The 22657-nt window shown below is 67.3% G+C and carries 27 protein-coding genes; 11 read left to right on the plus strand and 16 right to left on the minus strand.

Going from position 1 to position 22657, the window contains the following annotated elements:
* Positions 1–10: 10 nt before the first annotated feature.
* Entirely contained in the window at positions 11–1573 is a 1563-nt protein-coding gene (locus tag MRBLWO13_RS17695) for a cation:proton antiporter family protein (protein WP_341975404.1), read from the minus strand.
* A 90-nt stretch (positions 1574–1663) separates the two neighbouring features.
* A complete protein-coding gene (locus MRBLWO13_RS17700; protein ID WP_341975405.1) occupies positions 1664–3328 on the minus strand; it encodes an ABC-F family ATP-binding cassette domain-containing protein in 1665 nt (554 codons plus the stop codon).
* Between the two features lie 114 nt (positions 3329–3442).
* Here MRBLWO13_RS17700 and MRBLWO13_RS17705 point away from each other — a divergent pair, with 114 nt between their 5' ends.
* Positions 3443–3811, plus strand: coding sequence for a hypothetical protein (locus MRBLWO13_RS17705; RefSeq protein ID WP_341975406.1), 369 nt, complete (start codon positions 3443–3445; stop codon positions 3809–3811).
* A 59-nt stretch (positions 3812–3870) separates the two neighbouring features.
* On the opposite strand, the gene MRBLWO13_RS17710 is transcribed toward MRBLWO13_RS17705, so the two are convergent.
* Positions 3871–4026 (minus strand): hypothetical protein, encoded by a 156-nt coding sequence (locus tag MRBLWO13_RS17710; RefSeq protein WP_341975407.1) that lies wholly within the window; start codon positions 4024–4026, stop codon positions 3871–3873.
* A gap of 70 nt (positions 4027–4096) precedes the next feature.
* Positions 4097–4960, minus strand: coding sequence for an AraC family transcriptional regulator (locus MRBLWO13_RS17715; RefSeq protein WP_341975408.1), 864 nt, complete (start codon positions 4958–4960; stop codon positions 4097–4099).
* A 185-nt stretch (positions 4961–5145) separates the two neighbouring features.
* On the opposite strand from MRBLWO13_RS17715, the gene MRBLWO13_RS17720 reads away from it, so the two are divergent.
* The gene (locus MRBLWO13_RS17720) at positions 5146–5490 is read left to right on the plus strand and encodes a LysR family transcriptional regulator (RefSeq protein WP_341975409.1); all 345 of its coding nucleotides are present in this window, start codon (positions 5146–5148) and stop codon (positions 5488–5490) included.
* A 10-nt stretch (positions 5491–5500) separates the two neighbouring features.
* Here MRBLWO13_RS17720 and MRBLWO13_RS17725 read toward each other — a convergent pair whose 3' ends face one another.
* From MRBLWO13_RS17725 to MRBLWO13_RS17745, 5 genes are all read right to left on the minus strand, one after another.
* Positions 5501–6067, minus strand: a complete 567-nt coding sequence (locus tag MRBLWO13_RS17725; RefSeq protein WP_341975410.1) for an alpha/beta hydrolase — start codon at positions 6065–6067, stop codon at positions 5501–5503.
* A gap of 166 nt (positions 6068–6233) precedes the next feature.
* Entirely contained in the window at positions 6234–6746 is a 513-nt protein-coding gene (locus tag MRBLWO13_RS17730) for a tetratricopeptide repeat protein (RefSeq protein WP_341975411.1), read from the minus strand.
* Between the two features lie 27 nt (positions 6747–6773).
* Positions 6774–7598 (minus strand): DNA-formamidopyrimidine glycosylase family protein, encoded by an 825-nt coding sequence (locus tag MRBLWO13_RS17735; protein WP_341975412.1) that lies wholly within the window; start codon positions 7596–7598, stop codon positions 6774–6776.
* 63 nt (positions 7599–7661) lie between these two features.
* On the minus strand, positions 7662–8099 hold the full coding sequence (locus MRBLWO13_RS17740; RefSeq protein WP_341975413.1) for a DUF6357 family protein: 438 nt from the start codon (positions 8097–8099) through the stop codon (positions 7662–7664).
* Positions 8100–8234: 135 nt separating this feature from the next.
* Positions 8235–8570, minus strand: coding sequence for a hypothetical protein (locus MRBLWO13_RS17745; RefSeq protein WP_341975414.1), 336 nt, complete (start codon positions 8568–8570; stop codon positions 8235–8237).
* An 87-nt stretch (positions 8571–8657) separates the two neighbouring features.
* Here MRBLWO13_RS17745 and MRBLWO13_RS17750 point away from each other — a divergent pair, with 87 nt between their 5' ends.
* A complete protein-coding gene (locus tag MRBLWO13_RS17750) occupies positions 8658–9026 on the plus strand; it encodes a hypothetical protein (protein WP_341975415.1) in 369 nt (122 codons plus the stop codon).
* Between the two features lie 51 nt (positions 9027–9077).
* Here MRBLWO13_RS17750 and ychF read toward each other — a convergent pair whose 3' ends face one another.
* Entirely contained in the window at positions 9078–10151 is a 1074-nt protein-coding gene (ychF, locus tag MRBLWO13_RS17755; protein ID WP_341975416.1) for a redox-regulated ATPase YchF, read from the minus strand.
* 174 nt (positions 10152–10325) lie between these two features.
* Entirely contained in the window at positions 10326–11066 is a 741-nt protein-coding gene (locus MRBLWO13_RS17760; protein ID WP_341975417.1) for a class I SAM-dependent methyltransferase, read from the minus strand.
* A gap of 59 nt (positions 11067–11125) precedes the next feature.
* Between MRBLWO13_RS17760 and MRBLWO13_RS17765 the strand changes: the two genes are divergently transcribed.
* Positions 11126–11719 (plus strand): 3'-5' exonuclease, encoded by a 594-nt coding sequence (locus tag MRBLWO13_RS17765; RefSeq protein ID WP_341975418.1) that lies wholly within the window; start codon positions 11126–11128, stop codon positions 11717–11719.
* A 92-nt stretch (positions 11720–11811) separates the two neighbouring features.
* Positions 11812–13173 (plus strand): DNA recombination protein RmuC, encoded by a 1362-nt coding sequence (locus tag MRBLWO13_RS17770; protein ID WP_341975419.1) that lies wholly within the window; start codon positions 11812–11814, stop codon positions 13171–13173.
* A gap of 83 nt (positions 13174–13256) precedes the next feature.
* On the opposite strand, the gene MRBLWO13_RS17775 is transcribed toward MRBLWO13_RS17770, so the two are convergent.
* Positions 13257–13556, minus strand: a complete 300-nt coding sequence (locus tag MRBLWO13_RS17775; RefSeq protein WP_341975420.1) for a hypothetical protein — start codon at positions 13554–13556, stop codon at positions 13257–13259.
* A gap of 193 nt (positions 13557–13749) precedes the next feature.
* Positions 13750–14736, minus strand: a complete 987-nt coding sequence (gene glpX, locus MRBLWO13_RS17780; RefSeq protein WP_341975421.1) for a class II fructose-bisphosphatase — start codon at positions 14734–14736, stop codon at positions 13750–13752.
* Positions 14737–14918: 182 nt separating this feature from the next.
* Between glpX and fbaA the strand changes: the two genes are divergently transcribed.
* A complete protein-coding gene (gene fbaA / locus MRBLWO13_RS17785; protein WP_341975422.1) occupies positions 14919–15947 on the plus strand; it encodes a class II fructose-bisphosphate aldolase in 1029 nt (342 codons plus the stop codon).
* A gap of 74 nt (positions 15948–16021) precedes the next feature.
* On the opposite strand, the gene MRBLWO13_RS17790 is transcribed toward fbaA, so the two are convergent.
* The 3 genes from MRBLWO13_RS17790 to MRBLWO13_RS17800 are packed head-to-tail and all read right to left on the minus strand — an operon-like array spanning position 16022 to position 18220.
* A complete protein-coding gene (locus MRBLWO13_RS17790; protein WP_341975423.1) occupies positions 16022–16576 on the minus strand; it encodes an MOSC domain-containing protein in 555 nt (184 codons plus the stop codon).
* A complete protein-coding gene (locus tag MRBLWO13_RS17795; protein ID WP_341975424.1) occupies positions 16573–17097 on the minus strand; it encodes a DUF6264 family protein in 525 nt (174 codons plus the stop codon). The genes MRBLWO13_RS17790 and MRBLWO13_RS17795 overlap by 4 nt, the downstream gene beginning before the upstream one ends.
* Positions 17098–17140: 43 nt before the next feature.
* Positions 17141–18220, minus strand: coding sequence for a 4-hydroxy-3-methylbut-2-enyl diphosphate reductase (locus tag MRBLWO13_RS17800; RefSeq protein ID WP_341975425.1), 1080 nt, complete (start codon positions 18218–18220; stop codon positions 17141–17143).
* A gap of 75 nt (positions 18221–18295) precedes the next feature.
* On the opposite strand from MRBLWO13_RS17800, the gene xseA reads away from it, so the two are divergent.
* From xseA to MRBLWO13_RS17825, 5 genes are all read left to right on the plus strand, one after another.
* Entirely contained in the window at positions 18296–19573 is a 1278-nt protein-coding gene (xseA, locus tag MRBLWO13_RS17805) for an exodeoxyribonuclease VII large subunit (RefSeq protein WP_341975426.1), read from the plus strand.
* 66 nt (positions 19574–19639) lie between these two features.
* On the plus strand, positions 19640–19861 hold the full coding sequence (locus MRBLWO13_RS17810) for an exodeoxyribonuclease VII small subunit (protein WP_341978475.1): 222 nt from the start codon (positions 19640–19642) through the stop codon (positions 19859–19861).
* Positions 19858–20499 (plus strand): DUF4245 family protein, encoded by a 642-nt coding sequence (locus tag MRBLWO13_RS17815; protein ID WP_341975427.1) that lies wholly within the window; start codon positions 19858–19860, stop codon positions 20497–20499. The genes MRBLWO13_RS17810 and MRBLWO13_RS17815 overlap by 4 nt, the downstream gene beginning before the upstream one ends.
* A complete protein-coding gene (locus MRBLWO13_RS17820; RefSeq protein ID WP_341975428.1) occupies positions 20496–21158 on the plus strand; it encodes a carbonic anhydrase in 663 nt (220 codons plus the stop codon). Before MRBLWO13_RS17815 ends, MRBLWO13_RS17820 begins: the two co-directional genes overlap by 4 nt.
* 30 nt (positions 21159–21188) lie before the next feature.
* Positions 21189–22583 carry a class II fumarate hydratase gene (locus MRBLWO13_RS17825; protein ID WP_341975429.1) on the plus strand — a complete coding sequence of 465 codons (1395 nt, stop codon included), beginning with the start codon at positions 21189–21191 and terminating at the stop codon, positions 22581–22583.
* Positions 22584–22657: the final 74 nt, after the last annotated feature.

Below are 22657 nucleotides of genomic sequence, written 5' to 3' on the forward strand. Positions count from 1 at the left end.
CACCCGCCGATCAGACGTCCATCGCGAGGCCCGCCAACGTGTGCCCGGCGCCGGCATAGATGTTGAGCACCCCGTGCACGCCCTTGGCCGCCAGGGCTTCGACTTGATCGGGATGCTGCGCGACCGCGACCACGCGGCCGTCGAAGCCTGCTTCATGGAGGCGGTCGAGCGCGAACGTGTTCGACCCGTGGAAAGCCATCGCCAGCACGACGGTCTTGACGAACCCGCCGGAGACGAGGCGGCTCCAGAACTCCAGGTCCGTCGCGTCTCCCTCGAGCACGTGAAGGCCCTCGGCCTCCAGCCGGGTGATCACGGCGTGATCGTTGTCGATGCCCAGCACGCGCAATCCGCCCTCCTCCGCGAGCCGCTCGTAGGCGGCCCGACCGACGCGGCCCATGCCCAGTACGACGACGTCGGAGCCGCTGGTGTCGATCGGGCGATCGGACGGCCGAAGCTTCGAGATCTGCTGAGCAGGCAACCACGTCAGCGCCGTGATGAGGCGCAGACCGTGGGCGTTGGCGACCGACGAGACCACCATGCTGAGCGCGACCGCGATCGCGACGACCGTCAGCCAGCGTTCCGTCAGCAGCGCCGACGAGACACCGAATGCGGCGACGATGATCGAGAACTCGGAGAAGTTGCTGAGCACGAGACCGGTTCTGATGGCGGTCCGATTACGCAGTCCGAAGAGGCGACCCAGCCAGACATACCCGATGAAGGTGAGCGGCAGCAGCACGATGCACAGGACGAGTGCGAGTCCGGCATCCGCCCAGGTCGGCGACGCCCCCATGCCGATCAGGAGGAAGAAACCGATCAGGAACAGTTCCTTCACGCTGAACAGTGCCTTCGACATCTCGATGGCGCGAGGATGCGTGGCGAACAACAGCCCCATCACCAGCGCGCCCAGATCGCCCTTGATCCCGACTGCCTCGAACGCGAAGTAGCCCGGCCCGAGCGCCATCACCACGCCGAAGAGCACCAGAAGCTCTCCGTGTCCGATGAACGTCAGCAGCCTCCGCATCAGCCATGCCAGGGGGAACACGAGCACCAGCGCGAACGCCCAGGGACCAGGCGGATCATCCGCGTTCCCCGTGATGAACACAACCGCCGCGAGATCCTGAATGACCAGGATCGCGATGGCCGTCTGCCCATAGAGAGATCCGTCGTCGGAGCGATCCTCGAGCACCTTGACGCACAGCACGGTCGATGAGAAAGACAGAGCGAAGCCGACCAGCACCAGAGTCCGCCAGCCGTCCACCGAAGTGAACCCGATCACGCTGGCGAGGCCCACGGTTCCCGCGCCGACGAGCACGCTGAGCAGCATGTGGATGGCCGTGGTTCCGTACGCCTCAGGGCGGAGCAGGGCACGGATGTCGAACTTCAGACCGATCGTGAACAGCAGCAGGGTCACGCCGATTTCGGCGATCCGATCGAGTCCGACGAAGGGTGCGACCTGCGCCGCGCCGAGCACGAAACCTGCGGCGAGGAATCCCACCAGAGCCGGAACGCGCAGCAGATGTGCGATCGTGCCGAACGCGGCGGCAACGATCAGAGTCAGCGCGATGACGTCCACGGCACCTCGTCCCAATCCGTGGTGCAAACTCTACCGATCAGCGAGTGCCCAGCCGCCAGAATCCGCGAATCGGCACGCACGCGGCCGGTCTCAGATCTCCGTGACCTGCCCGGCGTCGACGTGCCACCGACGATCGGTCTGCACCGTGGCGAGCATCCGCCGGTCGTGGGTGACCAGCAGCAGTGTGCCCTCGTAGGGCTCGAGCGCCTGCTCGAGCTGTTCGATGGCTGCGAGGTCGAGGTGGTTCGTCGGCTCGTCCAGCACCAGGAGGTTCGTGCCGCGTGTCTGCAGCAGGGCGAGTCCCGCACGCGTGCGTTCCCCCGGCGACAGCTCGTCGACCGGACGATTCACGTGATCGGCCCTGAGTCCGAATTTGGCCAGCAGCGTGCGCACCTCGCCGGTCGCCATCTCGGGGACGAGCCCTTCGAAGGCTGCAGCGAGCGGAAGAGACCCGGAAAGCTGCGAGCGCGCCTGATCGATTTCGCCGATCTGCACGCTCGCCCCGAGGCTCGCAGTTCCCTCATCCGGATGCTGCTGCCCGAGCAGCGCCCGGAGGAGCGTCGACTTGCCCGCGCCATTGGGACCGGTGATGCCGATGCGCTCCCCCGCGTTCACCTGCAGCGACACGGGGCCGAGGGCGAACGAACCCTGCCGGAAGACGGCGGAGCTGAGCGTCGAGACGACGGAACTCGAGCGAGGCGCAGCAGCGATGGTGAATTCGAGCTGCCACTCCTTGCGCGGTTCCTCGACCTCATCGAGCCGAGCGATCCGGCTCTCCATCTGACGCACCTTCTGCGCCTGCTTCTCGCTGGACTCGGTCGAGGCCTTGCGCCTGATCTTGTCGTTGTCCGGCGCTTTCTTCATCGCATTGCGCACGCCCTGACTGGACCATTCCCGCTGCGTCCTGGCTCGTGAGACGAGGTCGGCCTTCTTCTCGGCGAACTCGTCGTACTTCTCGCGCTGGTGACGGCGAACCGTCGCACGCTCTTCCAGGTAGGAGTCGTATCCGCCGCCGAATACACGGTTCGAGCCCTGCGCCAGGTCGAGCTCCAGCACCCGCGTCACACAGCGAGCGAGGAACTCGCGGTCGTGGCTGACCAGCGCCGCGCCGCCACGGAGTCCCCTCACGAAGGCTTCCAGCCGCTCGAGACCATCGAGGTCGAGGTCGTTGGTGGGCTCATCCAGCAGCACGATGTCGAAGCGGGAGAGCAGGAGCGCGGCCAGTCCGACGCGAGCAGCCTGGCCGCCCGAGAGCGAAGTCATCAGGATCTCCCCGGCGTCCGTGCCGCCGAGCACGAGTCCCAGATCGGCGAGGACTGCAGGGATGCGTTCATCGAGGTCGGCCGCGCCGCTGGCCAGCCAGCGATCGAGCGCGTTCGAGTAGGCGTCCGCGGGGTCGACGCCGGGGGCGGCCAGCGACGGGTCGCCGAGCGCCGCGGCGGACGCATCCATCTCCCTGGTTGCTTCGGCGCATCCCGTGCGCCGGGCGATGTAGTCCGCCACCGTCTCGCCGACGACGCGTTCATGCTCCTGGGGCAGCCACCCGACGAAGGCATCGGCCGGAGCCAGCGCGATCGTGCCGGCCTGCGGTTCATCGATGCCGGCGAGCAACCGGAGCAGCGTCGACTTTCCAGCGCCGTTCGCTCCGACGACTCCGACGACGTCGCCCGGCGCGATGGTCAGATCAAGCGAATCGAAGAGGGTGCGATGGCCGTACCCACCAGCCAGGCCCTGCGCCACGAGTGTTGCGGTCATGAAGCAATCCTGTCATCGGTACGGGCTCGCGAATTGCGCCGGTGGCGACTGTCCCCGTGGATTGACGCAGAACCGAGCCTCGACTGATCATCGAGAGACTCATACGCTTCACTCATGACCATCACGAGCGAGACGGGTCCGCGATTCGGCACCGGCCGCGTGCGGTCGGCGCTCGTCATCACCTCCACGCTGTTCGCTGTCGGGACGATCGCGCTCATCTGGTTCGCCGCTGTGCCCTGGGGACCGCTCGTGTGCCCCGCGATTGACCCCGCTCCGCGCAATTGCTTCGCCGCCGACCGTATGGGGACGGCCGTCATCACGACCGCCGTCGTACTGGTGGTGTACATCTCGACGGTCGTTCTGGCGGCTTGCAGACCCAGAGCTCTTCGGCCTTTCGCCGTGGCGGGCCTCATCGCGCTGCTGCTGGCGCCACTCGTCTCGTATCTCGCAGTCGCGTGGCTACCGGGGTTCCCTCTCGCCTGAAACCCTCATGCAACGGCATCTGGTCCACGGCGCATCCCCCGCCCGCGGCGCGGAAGAGGTCAGCCGGGATGCCCGCTGTGATCTTCGAAGTCGGGTTTCGCCCTGAGGGCATCGGCGATCTCTTCTTCCGGTCGCGGCGCGATGGTCTCGTCGAGTTCGAGTTCCGGGATGGATGGCTCGTCCGGGCCGGGTATGTGCGCGTTGTGGTCAGACACGGCGGATCCTTCGGTCGGCAACACGCACAGCGTACGCCGCTGTTGTGTACGCTGTGCGCGTCGCCGCTCCTCAGGACCTCTCCACCGGCAGCCAGAGTTCGCAGGTGGCGTGCGTCGCGGTGAAGTCGAGATAGCGCACGATCGAGGGCCCCGGGCGCAGGCGCCAGGGATTGGAGGGGAACCACTCGGTCGCGGTCGCCGCCCAGAGCCGCTGCAGCGTCTCCGGGAACGGACCGCTCGATGCGAACACCGCCCAGGCGCCCGCCTCGAGTCGGATGACGTCGAGGTCGGCGGGCGGCGTGGTGTGCGCATCGAGCGCGACCCCGTGGAGGTACGTGAGCATCGATCCTTCCGGTGCGTCCGGATCGATCCCGGCGGTCACGGCCAGGATGCCAGCAGGGTCGATGTCGTTGAGCGCCTTGAGTCGCGCATGTTCTTCCGGCGCGATGGCGGCGATGTGATTCTGAATATGCGGGTTGACGCCCTCGTGGATGAGGGGAACCTGCGCGGCATGACCGACCAAGACGAGCTCGGGTCGGTTGGCGATGGTGACATCCATCGGTGTACTCCCTTCGACGCTCAGACGGAATCTGAGCGTGGGTTGTGTGCTGAGCGGACCACCATGTCGACGCACGTGGGCCGGGGCAGTGCTGTGCACGGCCCGGAATGCCCGCCCGAACGCCTCGACCGACCCGTAGCCGTAGCGCACCGCGACCTCGAGCAGGTCGGGGGCGCCGGCCGCGAGGTCGGCACCGGCGAGAGTCATCCGCCGCCGGCGCACATATTCCGACAGCGGCATCTGAGCCAACGCCGAGAACATCCGGCGCAGGTGATACTCGGTCGTCGCGTGTTCACGGGCGAAGGCGGCGACGTCGATCTCTTCAGCGGTGCTCTGCTCGACGAGGTCGACCAGAGCGTTGAGCGTGCCGATCATGTGGTCCTCCTTTCAGACTCAAGCTTCCGCGATGCGACGCAGAGCGCACCCGATAATTCTGGCCAGGTCTGATCGGTGATGGGTGATGGCTGCACACGGGGCGTCGATGGTGTCGCCGACGATACCGATCGAAGGCGCGTACGCTGAAGATCGGCCGCGATTCGTGCGGGAAAGGACTGCTCCCCGTGAAACTCATCCAACTTCGGCATTTCGTCGCCGTCGCCGAGAAGCTGCACTTCCCCCGTGCGGCAGAATCCCTCGACATCTCTCTGGCCGCTCTGTACTCCTCGATCGAGAAGCTCGAAGAAGAAGTCGGGCATCCACTCTTCACCCGCACTGGCGAAACCCGGCTGACGAAGGCCGGCACCCTCCTGCTCCCCGAGGCCCGGGATCGGATCGCGGACGCGCCGGCGCCCGCCCCGAAAACGGTCGCTCCGGCGGGCGGCAAGGCCAAGGCTTCCAAAGGAAAAGGCCGTACACCGGCTGTGAAGGGTCAGCCCAAGCCGTACAAGACACGGCAGGGGCGCTGAGCCGCCGAGGTCAGTCCCAGTCGAGGTATTCCTCGATGAGGACCGCGGTCTCGATCGGGTCGGTCATCGGGAACAGGTGGTCTCCGACGACGGTCTTGATGCTCGCGCGCTCGGGCACGGTGGCCTGCAGGCGCTCGCCGTTCGCCGGCGGCGTGACCACGTCATCCGTTCCCTGAATGATGAGAACCGGGATGACCGGGGCCACCGGGATATCCGCTTCTTCGACGCCGAGCAGCAGCAGTCCGTTTGCACGGTCGGCATGCGCCGCGACGGCAGCGCGCGCCACGGTACCGCCGAATCCGTGCCCGCCGATCCAGGTGTCGTGGAGGCCGACGTGATCGATCACTGCGATCGCGTCTTCGACGCTCTCCTCGACCGAGGCGGCCGATGCGTCGGCGCGGTGGCCGATGCGCAGCACATGGAAGCCCGCTTCCTCGGCGAGGTAATGCGAGACGACACCCAGGATGTCCGCAGCAAGGCCGCGCTCCTGGATCAGTACCAGCTTGACCGGACCATCGCCTTCATCGACGAAAGGAATCGCTCGGCCGTCCGGCTCGAAGATCTGGGTGTCGGTCATCGTCGTGGTACTCCTTGCGCGAGGGTTCTGGGCGAGAACAAGCCGAAATCAAGCGTAGTCGCCCGGTCTGTGAGGGCGTTCCGGCCGTCCGTGTCGGGTGCGGCGCTCATGTTGATCCTGCTCCGCTGATTAGGTAGCCGGCCCGTCGAAGACCTGAACGTGCGGACTAGGCGGACGCGTCGGATTCAGTTCCGTTCAGTGAACGGATGTGAGCCGCGTTCCCGCTGATCGCCGGCTTGTACCGATCGATGTCCGGCGTGCCGACGAATTCCACCAGCAGGTCGAGCAGGGTTGCGATGGCTTCGTCCGGTTCGCCTGCGGCGTGGAGCGTGATCGCTTCGAACGCGCCCAGGGAGGGCGAGTCCGGAAATCTGGTGCGGGCCATCGCGAAGATCTCCCGCGACTTCTCGTACTCGCCCACGTTCCTCAGAGTCGAGCCGTACTGGACATAGCAACGACGGAGCAGATCGCCTTCCAGCCCGGCAGCGAGAGCCCGCTCGTAGAATCCCCGTGCGACTTCTTCTTGGCCATCGGTGTCGTACGCCCCGCCGACTTCGTAGAGCACCCGCGCATTCTCGGGATCAGACGCGTAGAGCGGAAGCAGCGCATCGATGGTCGGCTGCATATTGTTCCGGTCTCGGGCCGCGAAGATCCGGTCGAGCTCACCATCCAGCGCCATGGAACTCAGTCTGTCACGGGCGCCTCGTCAGCCGACTGTGAGTTCGGGCTGGCAGTGCGGGCACAGTTGTGCGGATGCTCCTCCGACGACGTGGTCGAGGATCGTCGTGCCGCATACAGGACATGCTTCCCCGCCGCGTCCGTGCACAACCATCGCCTCGACCTTCGCCTGTTTCAGGCGGTCGGGCGGCAGCCCGAGACGGTCCGCGACTGCGGCCCGCAGGATGTCGATGACGGCGTGGAACAGTCGCTCCCTCGCCTCTGCGTCGAGTGCTGCGGCGTGCACGGTGTGCGGAAGCCGCGCCCGATGCAGGATCTCGTCGGAGTAGGCGTTGCCGATTCCGGCGAGCGACGCCTGCTCCTGCAGCAGGGCCTTGATCTGCTTCCGCCGGGCGCCGAGGCCGCGCTCGAAGTCTTCGCGCGAGAAGTTCGGTGAAAGCGGGTCCGGTCCGAGTGCGGCGATGCCGGCGACGTCGGTGGGGGCATCCACGACCGACGCTGTGACGGCGAGGAAGTCGCCTGTGTCGACGAGGCGCATCACGGCACCACTCTCGAGCGTGATCCTGGCGACCTCCGGTACCGGCTGCTCGTCCGCCGGGTCACTTTCGGGCTGCCACCGGATCCAGCCGTTGCGGCCGAATCCGATCATCAGCCAGCCCGCAGTCGTGTCGAATCCGACGTGCTTGCCGAAACGCCGCATTCCTCTGATCCGGGCACCGACGACGGAGGCGGGCGGACGATCGCGCGTCTTCACGATGCGGAACTCGGCGACGTCCAACCCCGCGATGACATGGTCTTGGATCCGCTCGTCGAGGAACTCGACGAGCGCCTGCACCTCCGGAGACTCGGGCATGCGCCCATCCTGCCACCGGGCTCGGACATCCGCACTCAGGAGATTCGGACGGCACACGGGTGGCTAGCGCGGGACCCGCGACCAGTCCGCGCGCTCCTTGGCCGACATCGTCGCCTCGACGACCCTTCCCTGGTCGAGCAGCGACAGACTCGCGCCGTGGGCGAGGAGGAGACGACGGTTCCAGCGGATCCGCGCGAAGAGTGCGTCGACCTCGTCGTGCGTCCCGAGCAGGACAGGGACCAACAGCGCGGCGGCCGCCCCCTCATCCCACGGTCGGCGTATGCCGGCGGCATCGCAGAGCGGGAGCAGCGCGCTGTGGAGCAGTAAGTGCCGGGCCAGACTGTCCCGCAGGACTCCCCCGCACTCCTCGCTGATCGGGACGGTGAACTCCCGGGGCCCGTGGAGGGCGTCGGCCCCGCCGACCACCACAAGCCGGAGGACGCCATCGACCGTCACCACGGATGGCATCCAATTCGAACGGGTGAAGACGACCTCGCGCACGGACCTATTCTCCCTCGTCCTCGAATTAGGCCCTCAGCGCGGGGTCCAGCTCGTGGCTTGGGTCGAGCGCTCTTTCACCGCTGGTGTGCTCGACATCTGAGAATGCCGAGCCGTGAGTCAGAGTTGGGCGTTTGGCTACTGGTCCGCCGGCTTGACCCAACTGTGGATCGCCGGATCGTAGTACTCGACGCCGTCGGGCAAGACTGGGCCGGGGTTGCCGAAGAACGCACGGTAGTCGTTCCCGCACCCCTCAGTGCCCCAGCACTTGAAGCCTTCCGGATAGACGAGCCACGGTGTGGACTCAAGCGCCCATGCAGGCAGCGCGGTCAGGTAGTCCGGAGTTCGTGTGGCGCTGACGGTCGACGTCGGTGACGGGTCCGCTTGCGGTGCCGTGGCGGCGCACCCGGCGAGAGCGGTCGCGGCAAGAAAGAGAGCAGCGAGGGTCGCCGTGAGCGTGGTTGTGCTGGACATGGTGACATGTTTGCAGATGAACGCCGGCAGAGGTGGAGCGTTGCGACTTCGGACCCCTGCCACGACACCGATGGTAGGTTTCTGCCGATGCACGTACCCAAGACCACTTTCATCACCGTCGCCGCCGACGCCGTTGGAGTGGTCTCGGCAGTCCTCGGGGGCCTCCTGGCCTTCACGCCGTACATGGCGGGGCGATGGCTCGGGCTTGCCGACACCAGCGTCAATGGCCGGCGGACGCTCGGAGCAGTGGACCTCAGCCTTGGTATCGCCATCATCGCCGGCCGGACAACGCGTTGGCGGTGGTGTGCTGTTGCGGTACGAAGCCTGCTTCACCTCGTGTTCGCGCGCGAGTACGCCCGGAACGGCCGCCGAATCAGCGCCTTCGCGATGTGCGCGCTGTTCGGCATCGACGCAGGAATCACCATCGCGCTCCGCGCCGAGCGTCGCTCCGTCTGAACGGATCTCCGCAGTGCTCCCGCGCGTGATCACCGCTGGAGCGGAATGCAGTCAGTTATTGAAGCGGAACTCCACCACGTCGCCGTCCTGCATGACGTAGTCCTTGCCCTCGAGGCGGGCCTTGCCCTTGGAACGGGCCTCGATCACGGAGCCGGTCTCGACGAGGTCATCGAACGAGACGATCTCCGCCTTGATGAAGCCCTTCTCGAAGTCGGTGTGGATGACACCAGCGGCCTGCGGCGCCTTCCAGCCCTTACCGATCGTCCAGGCGCGAGCCTCTTTCGGGCCGGCGGTCAGGTACGTCTGCAGCCCGAGAGTGTCGAAGCCGATGCGGGCGAGCTGGTCGAGACCGGACTCGTCCTGACCGGTCGACGCGAGCAGCTCGGCGGCGTCCTCGGGGTCGAGGTCGATCAACTCGGACTCGATCTTCGCATCGAGGAAGATCGCCTTGGCCGGAGCCACCAGTTCGGCGAGCTGCGCCTTGCGATCGGCATCCGTCAGCACTGCCTCATCGACGTTGAAGACGAAGATGACGGGCTTGGCGGTGAGCAGACCCAGCTCGCGGATCGGCGTCAGGTCGATGCCGGCGACCGACAGCAGCACGCCGCGCTCGAGAGCATCCTTCGCCGCGATCGCGGTCTCGAGCACGACCGGCTCGATCTTCTTGCCGCGGACTTCCTTCTCGTACCGGGAGATCGCCTTCTCCACGGTCTCGAGGTCGGCGAGCATGAGCTCGGCGTTGATGGTCTCCATGTCGGATGCCGGGTTCACCGCACCGTCGACGTGCACGACGTCATCGTCGGCGAAGCCGCGCACGACCTGGGCGATGGCATCCGCTTCACGGATGTTCGCGAGGAACTTGTTCCCCAGCCCCTCCCCCTCGCTCGCACCGCGGACGATGCCCGCGATGTCGACGAACGACACGGCCGCCGGCAGGATCCGCTCGCTGCCGAAGATCTCGGCCAGCTTGTCGAGACGCGGGTCTGGCAGGTTCACCACGCCGATGTTCGGCTCGATCGTCGCGAACGGGTAGTTCGCCGCGAGCACATCGTTCTTGGTGAGTGCGTTGAAGAGGGTGGACTTGCCGACATTGGGCAGGCCGACGATTCCGATAGTGAGAGCCACGGGGTACGAGTCTACCTGCCGTGGCCGTCAAGGCCGGGCGGAAGCTGCGGAGAGCGGACGCGGCATCCCGAGATCAGGACGACGACCCGAGATCAGGACGTCTGCGGCTGAATGCTCCTGATCTGGGGACATCCTCCTGATCTGGGGATGCAGCGACGCCACGGCCGCCCGACGTCAGCCCCGCAACGCGCGGAACGCCGTCGTCACGTAGGGCATGTCGATCGTGCCGTCGCCGAGACCGAGCTCGTCGAAGAACTCGTCCATCTCCTGCTTGATCTGTGCACGCTCCTCGTCGGATGCGGTGATGAGGTAGCTGCGCGAGAACGCCATGTGGTGCAGTTCCATCCTGTTCATCGGACGGTTCCACTCCCAGCGCCTCGACTCGGCCTCGCCGAACGGCTCTGCGACTCGAGGCCCATCCGGACCGTTCACCATGTTCTCCGCAGGACTGCTGTGCATGATCTCGGTCAGTCGGCGCACCCACGCCTCCCGTTCATCGCGGATGTTCCAGATCAGCCCGAGCACCCCACCGCTGCGCACGACGCGCCCGATCTCGGCCGATGCAACGATCGGGTCCACCCAATGCCAGGCCTGACCCAGCACGACAGCGTCGACGCTTGCATCCGGCAGCGGCAGCTGCTCGGCCGTCCCGGCGAAAGTCGGCACGCCGGGGACCGCGTCCCGCAGGGTCGCGAGCATCGCGGGGTCGGGATCGATCGCGACGATCTCGACGTCCGAGGCCTTCGCGAGCACTCGCGTCAGCTTGCCCGTGCCCGCACCCACGTCGGCGATCCGGCGTGAACCGTCCGGCATCGGTTCCAGCATCCACGCGACTGCCTCGAACGGATAGTCGGGTCGTCCGACTTCGTACTTGAGTGCTTCTGCGCCGAAGGATGTCGCCTGCTCGCGTGCCATGTCGCCAGCCTACGGCGAGTCTGCGCGATGGCTCCAGGGACGCGGGAGAGAGTTGTGACGTGCCACTGGATTTCACCGCGATCGACTTCGAGACGGCGAACTCCAGCCCCGCCTCCGCCTGCTCCGTCGGACTCGTCCGCGTCCGCGGCGGCGAGGTCGTCGCCACTGCAGGCTGGCTGATCCAGCCGCCCGCCGGGCACGACGATTTCCAGGAATGGAACGTCCGCATCCACGGCATCCGTCCGGAAGATGTGCAGACGGCAGCGACCTGGTCCGAGCAGTTCGACCGCCTCTGCGCGTTCGCCGGTGCCGACGTGCTCGTCGCCCACAACGCCGGATTCGATCTCAACGTCCTGCGTCGCGCCTCCGAGGCCACCGGCGACGAGTGCCCGCCGTTCCGATCGCTGTGCAGCCTGCAGGTCGCCCGCAAGATCTACGACCTCGACTCGTACCGGCTGCCGGTCGCCGCAGCCGCCGCCGGTTTCGGAGATTTCTCGCATCACGACGCTCTCGCGGATGCCCGGGCCTGCGCGCAGATCGTCATCGACGCCGCCCGCCGGTCGGATGCCGCAGACATTCACGCGCTCGCTCAGGTTCTCGGCATCCGGGTGACGGATGCTCCGGCACCCGCCCCAGTGCGCGCCGTCGCCTGACCCCGCCGTTGCGGGCCCCGCGGGCACCCCCACCCGGCGACGCCGCGGAGCGCCCCGACCGGAATGTCCGACCCCGGGCGCATCATGAGGATATGGATGCTCCGCTGATCGTCGCTCTTGTCGTCATCGCCCTCGCGGCCGGTGCCGCGGTGGGCTGGTTCCTGCGTGCCTCCCGTGGAGCCGCCGATCTGGCCCGCGCGCACGCCGAGCTGGCCGCCGCCCGCGATGATCGCGATCGGCAGTACGACCTGTATCGCGACGCGGTCGAGCACGCGCGCACCGAGCAGCGGGCCGAGGCGCAGCGTGTGCAGCAGCAGAACGCCGTGCTCACCGCACTCGCCCCCGTGCGCGAATCGCTCCAGCAGATGCAGAACAAGGTCGCCTCACTCGAGCAGGAGCGGCATGCCCAGTTCGGCTCGCTGACCGAGCAGCTGCGCCGAGCGCAGGAGTCGGACGAGGCCCTGCGGGCGACGACCGAGACGCTCGCCGGAGCACTGCGCTCGACCGCCACCCGCGGAGTGTGGGGTGAGACACAGCTGCGCCGTGTCGTCGAGGCCGCCGGACTCACCCGTCATGTCGACTTCGACCTCCAGGCGACGATCTCCTCCGATCGCGGTCAGGGTCGCCCCGACATGGTGATCCGGCTCGCCGGTGGCGCCTCGATCGCGGTCGACGCGAAGGTCCCCCTCGACGCGTATCTCGAAGCGTCCGCTCTGCCCGGCGGCGACGCCCATGAAGCGCAGCGCCGCGCGCACATGCAGAGGCACGTGAAGGCCGTGCGGGCCCACGTCGACGCGCTCGCCAAGAAGGCGTACTGGTCGGGCCTCGACGCCAGCCCGGAGTTCGTCATCTGCTTCCTTCCCAACGAGTCTCTGCTTGCGGCGGCCATCGACGAAGACCCGACGCTTCTCGACTATGCGTTCAGCAAGCGCGTCGCCCTCGCATCGCCGGTGAATCTGTGGGCGGTGCTCAAGACGGTCGCGTACACCTGGACCCAGCAGGAGGTCTCCACCGAGGCACGCGCACTGCTGAACCTCGGCACGCAGCTGTACGACCGGCTCGGAACCCTCGCGGGTCACGCCGACGATCTGCGACGAGCGCTCGAACGCACCGTCGACAGCTACAACCGCTTCGCCGGATCACTGGAGAGCCGCGTCCTCGTCACGGCTCGTCAGTTCCCCGGCATCGACACGACGTCATTGAGCACGGCGCCGCCGACGATCACCGCGCCGACTCGCCGCTTCACCGCAGCCGAGCTGATCGCCGGAACCGACCCGGCCGAAGACGACAACCGCGTCGACGAAACCGGTCAGGAAACCGAAGCCGACCAGGTCACCGAAACCGGCCAGGAACTCGGTGCCGAGGGACTGCAGGCCGACGTCGGAGACGTGCGCGCGCGTCTGCAGGACGACGCGCCGGATGCCGTGGCCGCAGAGCGCACGCGCGACCACTGATCCGGCAACCGCAAAGCAGAAGCACGATCACTGACACCCGGATCGAGCGCTGACCTCCGGATCGAGCCCGTCGTCTCGGCGGGTCAGGCGATGCCGGGAACGCCGCTGAGCAGGGCGATGACGAGACCGCTGCTCACGAGGAAGGCACCGATCATCCACCAGGCGCTGAGCTCGTGACCTTCGTCGCGGCGCTTGCGGAACAGCACGTCGGTCCGGCGAGCAGGGTCTGCGTGCGACGCGCCGCCGGCGACGGCACTCACCGTCGCCGCGGGCAGAGAAGCAGCATCCACATCGGCCGGATTGACACGGAGGATGCGACCTGTGTTCGTGGTCACATGCACCACGGGAGCGGCTTTTCCGCCACGATCCTGCTGCGTTGTCATCTGCTTGCCCTCCTGTGCCTGCGGTGCTCGGTGGCCCCGTCGACGGCGACAAACCCAGTCCCAATTGTGACACGAAGCACGAGAAACCGACGGATTAGGGGCGCATCCAGGCGGTACCGGGTCGGTAACGATGGAGCCGTTGCCGTCTCGGTCACCGACCGAAGCGCGGCGTTTCAGGAGGAGAGGACGCCGATCAGAGCCACTTCGAGACGAGATGCTCCGAGGCGATCCGGCGAAGGGTCCCCGAGGCTCCTCGCAGCACGACGCTCTCCGTGTAGAGGTACTCGCCCTCACGGCGGACGCCGTCGACCAGCTGTCCGTCGGTGACGCCCGTCGCGACGAAGATCGTATTGTTGCCGCGCACGAGGTCGTCGGCTTCGTAGACCTTGTCCATGTCAAGCCCTGCATCGATGCCGCGCTGGCGTTCGTCATCGTCGCGCGGCCACAGCCGCCCCTGGATGTGACCGCCGAGCGCCTTGATCGCGCACGCGGTGACAATACCTTCGGGGCTGCCGCCGACACCGACGCACATGTCTGTGCGGGCTCCGTGACGCGCGGCGTTGATTCCACCGGCGACGTCGCCGTCGCTCATCAGGCGGGTGCCTGCACCGGCATCCCGGATCTCCTGGATCAGCTGCTCGTGACGCGGACGGTTCAGCACCGACACGACGATCTCGTCGACCGGCTTGCCGAGAGCGGCGGCGAGTCTGCGGATGTTCTCCCCGACGGGGAGGCGGATGTCGACGACTCCGACGCCTGCAGGGCCGGTGACGAGCTTGTCCATGTAGAACACACTCGACGCGTCGAGCATCGATCCGCGATCAGAGACCGCGAGAACCGAGAGAGCGTTCTGACGACCGGCCGCCGTGAGCGACGTGCCGTCGATGGGGTCGACGGCGATGTCGCACTCAGGCCCGCGCCCGGTGCCGACGACCTCACCGTTGAACAGCATGGGGGCGTTGTCCTTCTCGCCCTCGCCGATGACGACGCGGCCCTGGAAGTCGACGGTGCCGAGGAATGCGCGCATGGCATCAACCGCCGCGCCGTCCGCTGCCAGCTTGTCGCCTCGTCCGACGAAGGGCACGGCGCGGATGGCCGCAGCTTCCGTCGCCCTCACCAGCTCCATCGCGAGGTTGCGGTCAGGATGCAGGGGGCTCAGTTCGGCCGTCAGACTCACCATGCGGTCAGCCTAGCGATCGGGTGGTGCGAATCGGGCGCATTTCCCGCCCGATCGAACGAAGGAATCCTGATTTTTAACGGTGGCGTATCTCACCCTTCGTGCGGGCGTCATGCCGACGGCATCCGCACGCCTGCCCCGATAGAGTGACAGCTGTCCCGGCTTTCCCTAACGCAGGAGTTCTTATGCCCGTCGCCACCCCGGATCAGTACGCTGAAATGCTCGACCGCGCGAAGGCCGGCGGCTTCGCGTACCCCGCTTTCAACGTCTCCAGCTCGCAGACGATCAACTCCGTCCTGCAGGGCCTCACCGAGGCCGGCTCCGACGGCATCATCCAGGTCACCACCGGCGGCGCCGACTACTTCGCCGGCCAGACCGTCAAGGCCCGCGCCACCGGCGCCCTCGCGTTCGCCCGTTACGCCACCGAGGTTGCGAAGAACTACCCGGTCACCGTCGCCCTGCACACCGACCACTGCCCGAAGGACGCCCTCGCCGGCTTCGTCGAGCCACTGATCGCCGCCTCCGAAGACGAGGTCAAGGCCGGCCGCAACCCGATCTTCCAGTCCCACATGTGGGACGGCTCGGCTGTCCCGCTCGCAGAGAACATCGAGATCGCGCAGCAGCTACTCCCCCGCATGAAGGCGATCAACGCGATCCTCGAGGTCGAGATCGGCGTCGTCGGCGGCGAAGAGGACGGCGTTCAGCACGAGGGTTCGAACGAGGCGCTGTACACCACCTTCGCCGACGTCGACCAGGCCGTGCAGGCGCTGGGTCTCGGCGAGCAGGGCCGCTACATCGCCGCCCTCACCTTCGGCAACGTGCACGGCGTCTACAAGCCGGGCGGCGTCAAGCTGCGCCCCGAGCTCCTCGGCGAGATCCAGGCCGAGGTTGCGGCGAAGTACAACACCGGCGCGAAGCCCCTCGATCTCGTCTTCCACGGCGGCAGCGGCTCGACCGACGAAGAGATCGCGCTCGCGGTCGCCAACGGCGTCATCAAGATGAACATCGACACCGACACGCAGTACGCGTACACCCGTGCGATCGCCGACTACATGTTCAAGAACTACGACGGCGTCCTGAAGGTCGACGGCGAGGTCGGCAACAAGAAGGTTTACGACCCGCGCGCGTGGGGCAAGGTCGCTGAGACCGCGATGGCGGCTCGCGTCGTCGAGTCGACGCGCCAGCTCGGCTCGCACGGCCAGTCCAAGAGCTGACCCAGTAGTACCAGAACACGGATGCCCCCGGCCGCTGCGGCCGGGGGCATCCGTGTTCTCGAGGCAGAGCCGGTTCACGGCCCCCGATACACGTCCAGGATGCTGGGAGCTCCCTCGGGCCGATGCAGAACGACGATCTCGTCACCGGCCTGTACCCGGCCGTGCTGCACGACTCTGAGGTACGGTCCGAGGCGACGCGCCTCGGAGAATCGCTTCACCCATCCGCGCTCGTCATCGCCCCCGACCCAGCGCGCGAAGGTCTGGCACGGAGTGCGGGGCATGGTGACCTCGACGATGACGCTCTCGCCGATCTGCCACTGCTCGCCGACGAGCGCTCGGTTGACGTCGATCCCCTCGGTACGGAGATTCTCGCCGAACCAGCCAGGGGGAAGGTCGCGTCCGAGTTCGCCTGACCAGTAAGCGGCATCCTCTTCGGAATAGGCGTACAGCGCCTTGTCCAGCCCACCGTGGTGCTTGCGATCCGCCTGCACATCGGCGTACACGCCGTACGGACGGATACGGACCGCACCGTCCACCGGGCGCTTGTCGATCGCGGTCGTGCCGATGGAGCCGGCATCCGGCCGAAGCTGATGCACCGCGCACACGGCGACCAGACGCGCGACGGTCACCGCGTCGCCATCGACTCGACGTACGCGATGAAAGCGGGGTCCCCCATCATCGGCACCATGATGCAGATCGACACCACCAATGTGGTCGCGGCGGCACCGACCAGCGGCACCCACCAGCTGAGTTTGCCCTGCCGCAGGCGACGAACGGACAGCAGCGCCGTGAGCGTCCAGCCGACCAGGAGAAGGACCGCAGCGAACGTGCCCCAGAGCCTTCCCTGCGCGAAGTTCGTGAACTCGCCGTCGATGCCGAGGATCTTCATGCTCTCGTTCATCACGGTCGGCAGGTCGAGGTAGGAGATCGCGGTGACGATCACGTTGACGAGTCCGTACGCGAGGAGAGCGATCGTGACGATCCGGTCCACCGGTCGCCTGCGAGCGGAGGTCGCAACGGCCGCGGCTGCAGGTACTGCCGGAGGCATCGAGGGATCAGCCGCATCCTCACCCAGGGGTGGAAGGCCGGCGGCCCTCCGCTGCTCCTCAGGAGTCGCGAGTTCACCGTATTGGGGCAGCTGTCCGGTCATCCGGCAATGCTAACCGCACCGGCCATGGCCGGCTCTCAGGCCGCTACGCGTCGGGGTTGCTGGCGCGTCCGCCGAGGGCCCGGTCGTCACGCTGTCCCGAAGCGTCGTGGCGCAGTTCCTTCGGCAGCGAGAACATGAGGTCCTCCTCCGCGGTGCGCACCTCTTCGACGTCGTTGTACCCGGCATCGCCGAGGGCTGCGAGCACCTCGCGCACCAAGACTTCGGGGACGGATGCTCCGCTGGTGACTCCGACGGTGTTGACGCCGTCGAGCCAGGACTGCTCCACTTCCTCGGCGTAATCGACGCGATAGGCGGCCTTCGCGCCGTACTCCAGAGCGACCTCGACCAACCGCACGCTGTTGGAGGAGTTCGACGATCCCACGACGATGACGAGGTCTGCGTTCGCCGCGACCTTCTTGATCGCCACCTGACGGTTCTGAGTGGCGTAGCAGATGTCATCCGACGGCGGGTTCTGCAATTCGGGGAACCGCAGACGCAGCCGGTTGACCGTCTCCATCGTCTCGTCGACGGAAAGGGTGGTCTGCGACAGCCAGACGACCTTCGACGGGTCCTTCACCACGACGGTGTCGGCCTCGGCCGGCGAGTTCACGATCGTGACGTGGTCCGGAGCCTCGCCCGCGGTGCCTTCGACCTCTTCGTGTCCTTCGTGGCCGATGAGCAGGATCTCGAAATCGTCCCGAGCGAATCGCACGGCCTCGCGGTGCACCTTGGTGACGAGCGGGCAGGTCGCGTCGATCGCGTGCAGGCCGCGATCGGATGCCGCATCGACGACCGCCGGCGACACCCCGTGCGCACTGAAGACGACGTGCGCACCCTGGGGTACTTCATCGACCTCCTCGACGAAGATCGCTCCCTTCGCCTCCAGCTCGGTGACGACGTGGATGTTGTGCACGATCTGCTTCCGCACGTACACCGGCGCGCCGTAGCGCTCGAGGGCCTTCTCGACGGCGACGACAGCGCGGTCGACGCCGGCGCAGTATCCGCGCGGTGCGGCCAGCAGGATCCGCTTCTGTCCGTCGACCGGGTTATCCTGAAGCCGCCCGCTCGCCGCGCGTACGCGTGGGATGCGAGGGACGGGAAGGTGCACAGCAGTCGAGGTCACCTCTCAATTCTACCGGCGCACACCTGAAGGGGGCCGGAGAGCCCTCTGCCTGAAAGAACCACCCGACAGGACCCGATGACAGTCTTCGAAGCAGCGACAGGACCCGGCGAGACTCCGCCGGCCGATTCCGTCGCTCCCCGCGAATCGACTGCCGACGCACCCACCTCGGTCGCTCGGCTCAATGCGACGATCCGCGACTTCGTCGCCCGCTGGAACACGGTGTGGGTCGAAGGCGAGATCACCAGCTGGAACATGCGCTCCGGCAACGTCTTCGCCCGCCTCAAGGACACGCAATCGGACGCGCAGATCTCCATCAGGATCTGGTCGAGCGTGCGGGCGCGGATCCCCGCCGATCTCGGGATCGGCGATCACGTCGTCGCCGCGGTGAAGGCGGACTACTTCGTCAAGAGCGGCGACTTCAGCTTCACGGTCGCGGCGATGAAGCACGTCGGGCTCGGCGATCAGCTGGAGCGGCTGGAGAAACTGCGCATCCAGCTGCGCCAGGAGGGCCTTTTCGATCCAGCGCGCAAGAAACGCCTCCCCTTCCTCCCGCACGTGATCGGACTGATCACCGGCGAGAAATCCGACGCCGAGAAGGATGTGCACCGCAACGCCGAACTGCGTTGGCCTCAGGTGCGGTTCCGCACTGAGTACGCAGCCGTGCAGGGCGACCGCTGCGTTCCGGAGACCCTCGCCGCGCTCAAGAAACTCGACGCCGATCCGGAGGTCGACGTCATCATCATCGCTCGCGGCGGCGGCGACCCGCAGACTCTGCTCGGGTTCAGCGACGAACGCATCGTGCGAGCGGTGGCCGCGGCATCCACCCCGATCGTCAGCGCGATCGGCCACGAGAACGACCATCCGCTGCTCGATGACGTCGCCGACCTGCGCGCCTCGACGCCGACGGATGCCGCCAAACGGGTGGTTCCGGACGTCGGCGAGCAGCGTGCCCTCATCGCGCAGCTCCGTTCCCGCGTCGCCACGCGCCTCACCCAGCGGCTTTCGCACGACATCGCCCAACTGGAGCAGCTGCGTTCACGGCCGGTGTTGCGCTCCCCCGCGCCGATCATCGACTCCCGCTCGCAGGAGGTCTGGTTGCTCCTCTCGCGCGGACGGGACATCGTCACCCGCGAACTGGACACCGCCGGCCGCAAGACGACCGAACTCCGCGCCTCACTGCGCGCCTTGTCTCCGGCTGCGACGCTCGCTCGTGGCTACGCGATCGCGCACCTCGAGGGCGGGGTCATCCTCCGCGACGCGGCCGATGCTCCGGCCGGCAGCGCGCTCACGATCACGGTCGACCGAGGTTCGGTCGCCGCCCGCTCCGAAGGCGAGATCCCGGAGAGCACCTGACGCTCCGCCAGTGGTGTCCGTTGCACGCCGTAGGATGGAGGGGTGAGCGCGCTGAACGACACCCCTATGGAGACGCTGTCGTTCGAGGCCGCTCGTGACGAGCTCGTCCGCGTCGTCGCCGAGCTCGAACAGGGCGCGCCGACGCTCGAACATTCGCTGGCGCTCTGGGAGCGCGGCGAAGCACTGGCCGCTCGCTGCGAAGAGTGGCTGCTGGGCGCGAAGCGCCGGCTGGACGCGGCACGGGATGCAGCATCCGACTCCCCGACCTCCGGCGGCGACGCCTCATGAGCAAGCCCCCGCCGATCGTCGCCGAGCTCGGCCGTCCGGAGACGCCGGACGAGACCGCGGCGCGTAAGGCCGCGTCGAGCAAGACGTATCGGTCGAGCCAGAACGTCCGCAACCTCGTTGCGGCGCTTCTGGTGACACTGGCGATCGTCGCCGTCATCATCTTCGCCGTGCCCCGCGGTGAGCCGGTGGCCGCCGAGCGCATCGACGTCGCCGGCATCGCCGAGAACGTCGAGTCGACGCTGGAGAGCCCGGTCATCGTTCCGGAGCTCGGCAAGTTCTGGCGTGTGAACGCCGCCGAGCTGCAGAGCGGGGAGACCGTCGTCTGGAACGTCACGCTCGCTCCGGCCGCGCAGGATGAGCGCGGATTCGTGCGGCTCGCCCAGGCCTTCGACGCCGACTCGTCCTGGGCCCCGCAGCGGCTGAACGGCATCGCTCCCACCGACACCGTGCGCATCGGCGGCCTCGAGTGGGACGTGTTCGGAATCGGCGACTCCGCCAAAGACAACGTCAGCTACGCGATCGGCACTCAGGCCGGCGACGACTACGTGCTGCTGTACGGCTCGATGTCGGCCGAGACTACGGCGGACCTCGCCGAATCCATCGCCCCGCAGATCCGCGCCCTCTCGGAGACCTCATGACACGTCGACTCACGCCATCGGCCGCCTGGCAGGAGATGCAGGAGGGAAACCGACGGTTCGTGAACGACGAGCCGCGGCATCCGAATCAGAATGTCGAACGTCGCAACGACCTCGTCGCCGCGCAGTACCCGATGGCGACCCTGTTCGGATGCTCGGACTCCCGCCTCTCGGCCGAGATCATCTTCGACAAGGGCCTCGGCGACCTGTTCGTCGTGCGCAACGCCGGCCAGGTCATCGGGGAGTCGATCATCGGCAGCCTGGAGTACTCGGTCGAGGTTCTCCAGGTCCCGCTGATCGTCGTCCTCGCCCACGATGCCTGCGGAGCCGTCGGTGCTGCCATCGCGGGCACCGCGATCGACGCGAAACCCCTGCCGCCGCACATCTGGAAACTCATCGCCCCGATCATCCCTGCCGCGCGCAAGGTCCTGGCCGAGCAGGGCGGATCCTCGCCGGCCGACATCGACGCCGAGATGGTCGGACGCGAGCACCTGCGCAACACCGTGGCAGACCTGCTGCAGTCGTCCGAGCTCATCAGCCAAGCCGTCGCCGACGGCCGACTGGGCATCGTGGGCGCCAACTACCGACTCAGCGAGGGCACGGCCGTGCCCATCGTCTCCGTGGGGCTCGCGATCGACGCGGGCTCCGAGATCCCGGCCTGAGGGCCCAACGTCACATCTGGAGGAACAGCAGTGACCGAAATCGAGTACCGCATCGAGCACGACACCATGGGCGAAGTGCGGGTTCCCGTGAACGCCCTGTACGGAGCGCAGACCCAGCGAGCGGTGGAGAACTTCCCCATCTCCGGCAAGGGTCTGGAGTCCACGCAGATCGCCGCACTGGCGCGGATCAAGAAGGCTGCAGCGCTCGCGAACAAGGAGCTGGGCACCCTCGACGGTGCGATCGCCGACGCGATCGCCGCGGCGGCCGATCAGGTCGCCTCGGGTGCGCATGACGCCGAGTTCCCGGTCGACACCTACCAGACCGGATCCGGCACGTCGTCGAACATGAACATGAACGAGGTGCTCGCCACGCTGGCGACCGGCATCCTCGGTGCGAACGTGCACCCGAACGACCATGTGAACGCCTCGCAGTCGTCGAACGACGTGTTCCCGACCTCGGTGCACATCGCCGTCACTCAGGCGCTCATCGACACGCTCATCCCGTCGCTCGACCACCTCGCCGTCGCCCTCGAGGCGAAGGCCGTGCTGTGGAAGGATGCCGTCAAGTCGGGTCGCACGCACCTGATGGACGCGACTCCGGTCACTCTCGGCCAGGAGTTCGGAGGTTATGCCCGTCAGATCCGCCTCGGCATCGAGCGCGTGCAGTCGGCACTCCCCCGCGTCGCCGAGGTTCCGCTCGGCGGCACCGCCGTCGGCACCGGCATCAACACGCCTCTCGGCTTCCCGCAGAAGGTCATCGCGCTGCTCGCGGCCGAGACCGAGCTGCCGATCACCGAGGCGAAGGACCACTTCGAAGCTCAGGCGAACCGCGACGGCCTCGTCGAGGCATCCGGCGCCCTGCGCACCATCGCCGTCTCGCTGACGAAGATCAACAACGATCTGCGCTGGATGGGCTCCGGCCCCAACACCGGACTCGGCGAGCTGCACATCCCCGACCTGCAGCCTGGGTCCTCGATCATGCCCGGCAAGGTCAACCCGGTCGTTCCCGAGGCCGTGCTCATGGTCTGCGCCCGGGTGATCGGCAATGACGCGACGGTCGCGTGGGCCGGAGCATCCGGTTCCTTCGAGCTCAACGTCGCCATCCCGGTCATGGGCACCGCGCTCCTCGAGTCGATCCGCCTGCTCGCGAACGCCTCGCGCGTGCTCGCCGACAAGACGATCGACGGTCTCCAGGCCAACCTCGAGCGCGCGGCCGCGTTCGCCGGCATGAGCCCGTCGATCGTGACGCCGCTGAACAAGCTCATCGGCTACGAGGCCGCGGCGAAGATCGCGAAGCACTCGGTCGCGAACGGCATCACCGTGCGCGACGCCGTGATCGACCTCGGATACGTCGAGCGCGGTGAGCTCACGCTCGAGCAGCTGGACGAGAAGCTCGACCTGCTGTCGATGACCCACCCGGGCTGACACACCCTGCGAAACGCGGATGCCGCGAGGACTCGTTCCTCGCGGCATCCGCGTTTCTGCGTTCTCTGTTTCTG

Origin of the sequence: Microbacterium sp. LWO13-1.2 (genome assembly GCF_038397725.1) — a bacterium.
In the GTDB taxonomy this organism is placed as follows: Bacteria; Actinomycetota; Actinomycetes; order Actinomycetales; family Microbacteriaceae; genus Microbacterium.

Bases quoted from the DNA above. Each gene is read 5' to 3' on its own strand.
- MRBLWO13_RS17700 (WP_341975405.1), bottom strand. From the start codon at position 3,328: ATGACCGCAACACTCGTGGCGCAGGGCCTGGCTGGTGGGTACGGCCAT.
- MRBLWO13_RS17705 (WP_341975406.1), top strand. From the start codon at position 3,443: ATGACCATCACGAGCGAGACGGGTCCGCGATTCGGCACCGGCCGCGTG.
- MRBLWO13_RS17715 (WP_341975408.1), bottom strand. From the start codon at position 4,960: ATGATCGGCACGCTCAACGCTCTGGTCGACCTCGTCGAGCAGAGCACC.
- MRBLWO13_RS17725 (WP_341975410.1), bottom strand. From the start codon at position 6,067: ATGACCGACACCCAGATCTTCGAGCCGGACGGCCGAGCGATTCCTTTC.
- MRBLWO13_RS17730 (WP_341975411.1), bottom strand. From the start codon at position 6,746: ATGGCGCTGGATGGTGAGCTCGACCGGATCTTCGCGGCCCGAGACCGG.
- MRBLWO13_RS17735 (WP_341975412.1), bottom strand. From the start codon at position 7,598: ATGCCCGAGTCTCCGGAGGTGCAGGCGCTCGTCGAGTTCCTCGACGAG.
- MRBLWO13_RS17745 (WP_341975414.1), bottom strand. From the start codon at position 8,570: ATGTCCAGCACAACCACGCTCACGGCGACCCTCGCTGCTCTCTTTCTT.
- MRBLWO13_RS17750 (WP_341975415.1), top strand. From the start codon at position 8,658: ATGCACGTACCCAAGACCACTTTCATCACCGTCGCCGCCGACGCCGTT.
- MRBLWO13_RS17760 (WP_341975417.1), bottom strand. From the start codon at position 11,066: ATGGCACGCGAGCAGGCGACATCCTTCGGCGCAGAAGCACTCAAGTAC.
- MRBLWO13_RS17770 (WP_341975419.1), top strand. From the start codon at position 11,812: ATGGATGCTCCGCTGATCGTCGCTCTTGTCGTCATCGCCCTCGCGGCC.
- MRBLWO13_RS17775 (WP_341975420.1), bottom strand. From the start codon at position 13,556: ATGACAACGCAGCAGGATCGTGGCGGAAAAGCCGCTCCCGTGGTGCAT.
- glpX (WP_341975421.1), bottom strand. From the start codon at position 14,736: ATGGTGAGTCTGACGGCCGAACTGAGCCCCCTGCATCCTGACCGCAAC.
- fbaA (WP_341975422.1), top strand. From the start codon at position 14,919: ATGCCCGTCGCCACCCCGGATCAGTACGCTGAAATGCTCGACCGCGCG.
- MRBLWO13_RS17795 (WP_341975424.1), bottom strand. From the start codon at position 17,097: ATGACCGGACAGCTGCCCCAATACGGTGAACTCGCGACTCCTGAGGAG.
- xseA (WP_341975426.1), top strand. From the start codon at position 18,296: ATGACAGTCTTCGAAGCAGCGACAGGACCCGGCGAGACTCCGCCGGCC.
- MRBLWO13_RS17810 (WP_341978475.1), top strand. From the start codon at position 19,640: ATGGAGACGCTGTCGTTCGAGGCCGCTCGTGACGAGCTCGTCCGCGTC.
- MRBLWO13_RS17815 (WP_341975427.1), top strand. From the start codon at position 19,858: ATGAGCAAGCCCCCGCCGATCGTCGCCGAGCTCGGCCGTCCGGAGACG.
- MRBLWO13_RS17820 (WP_341975428.1), top strand. From the start codon at position 20,496: ATGACACGTCGACTCACGCCATCGGCCGCCTGGCAGGAGATGCAGGAG.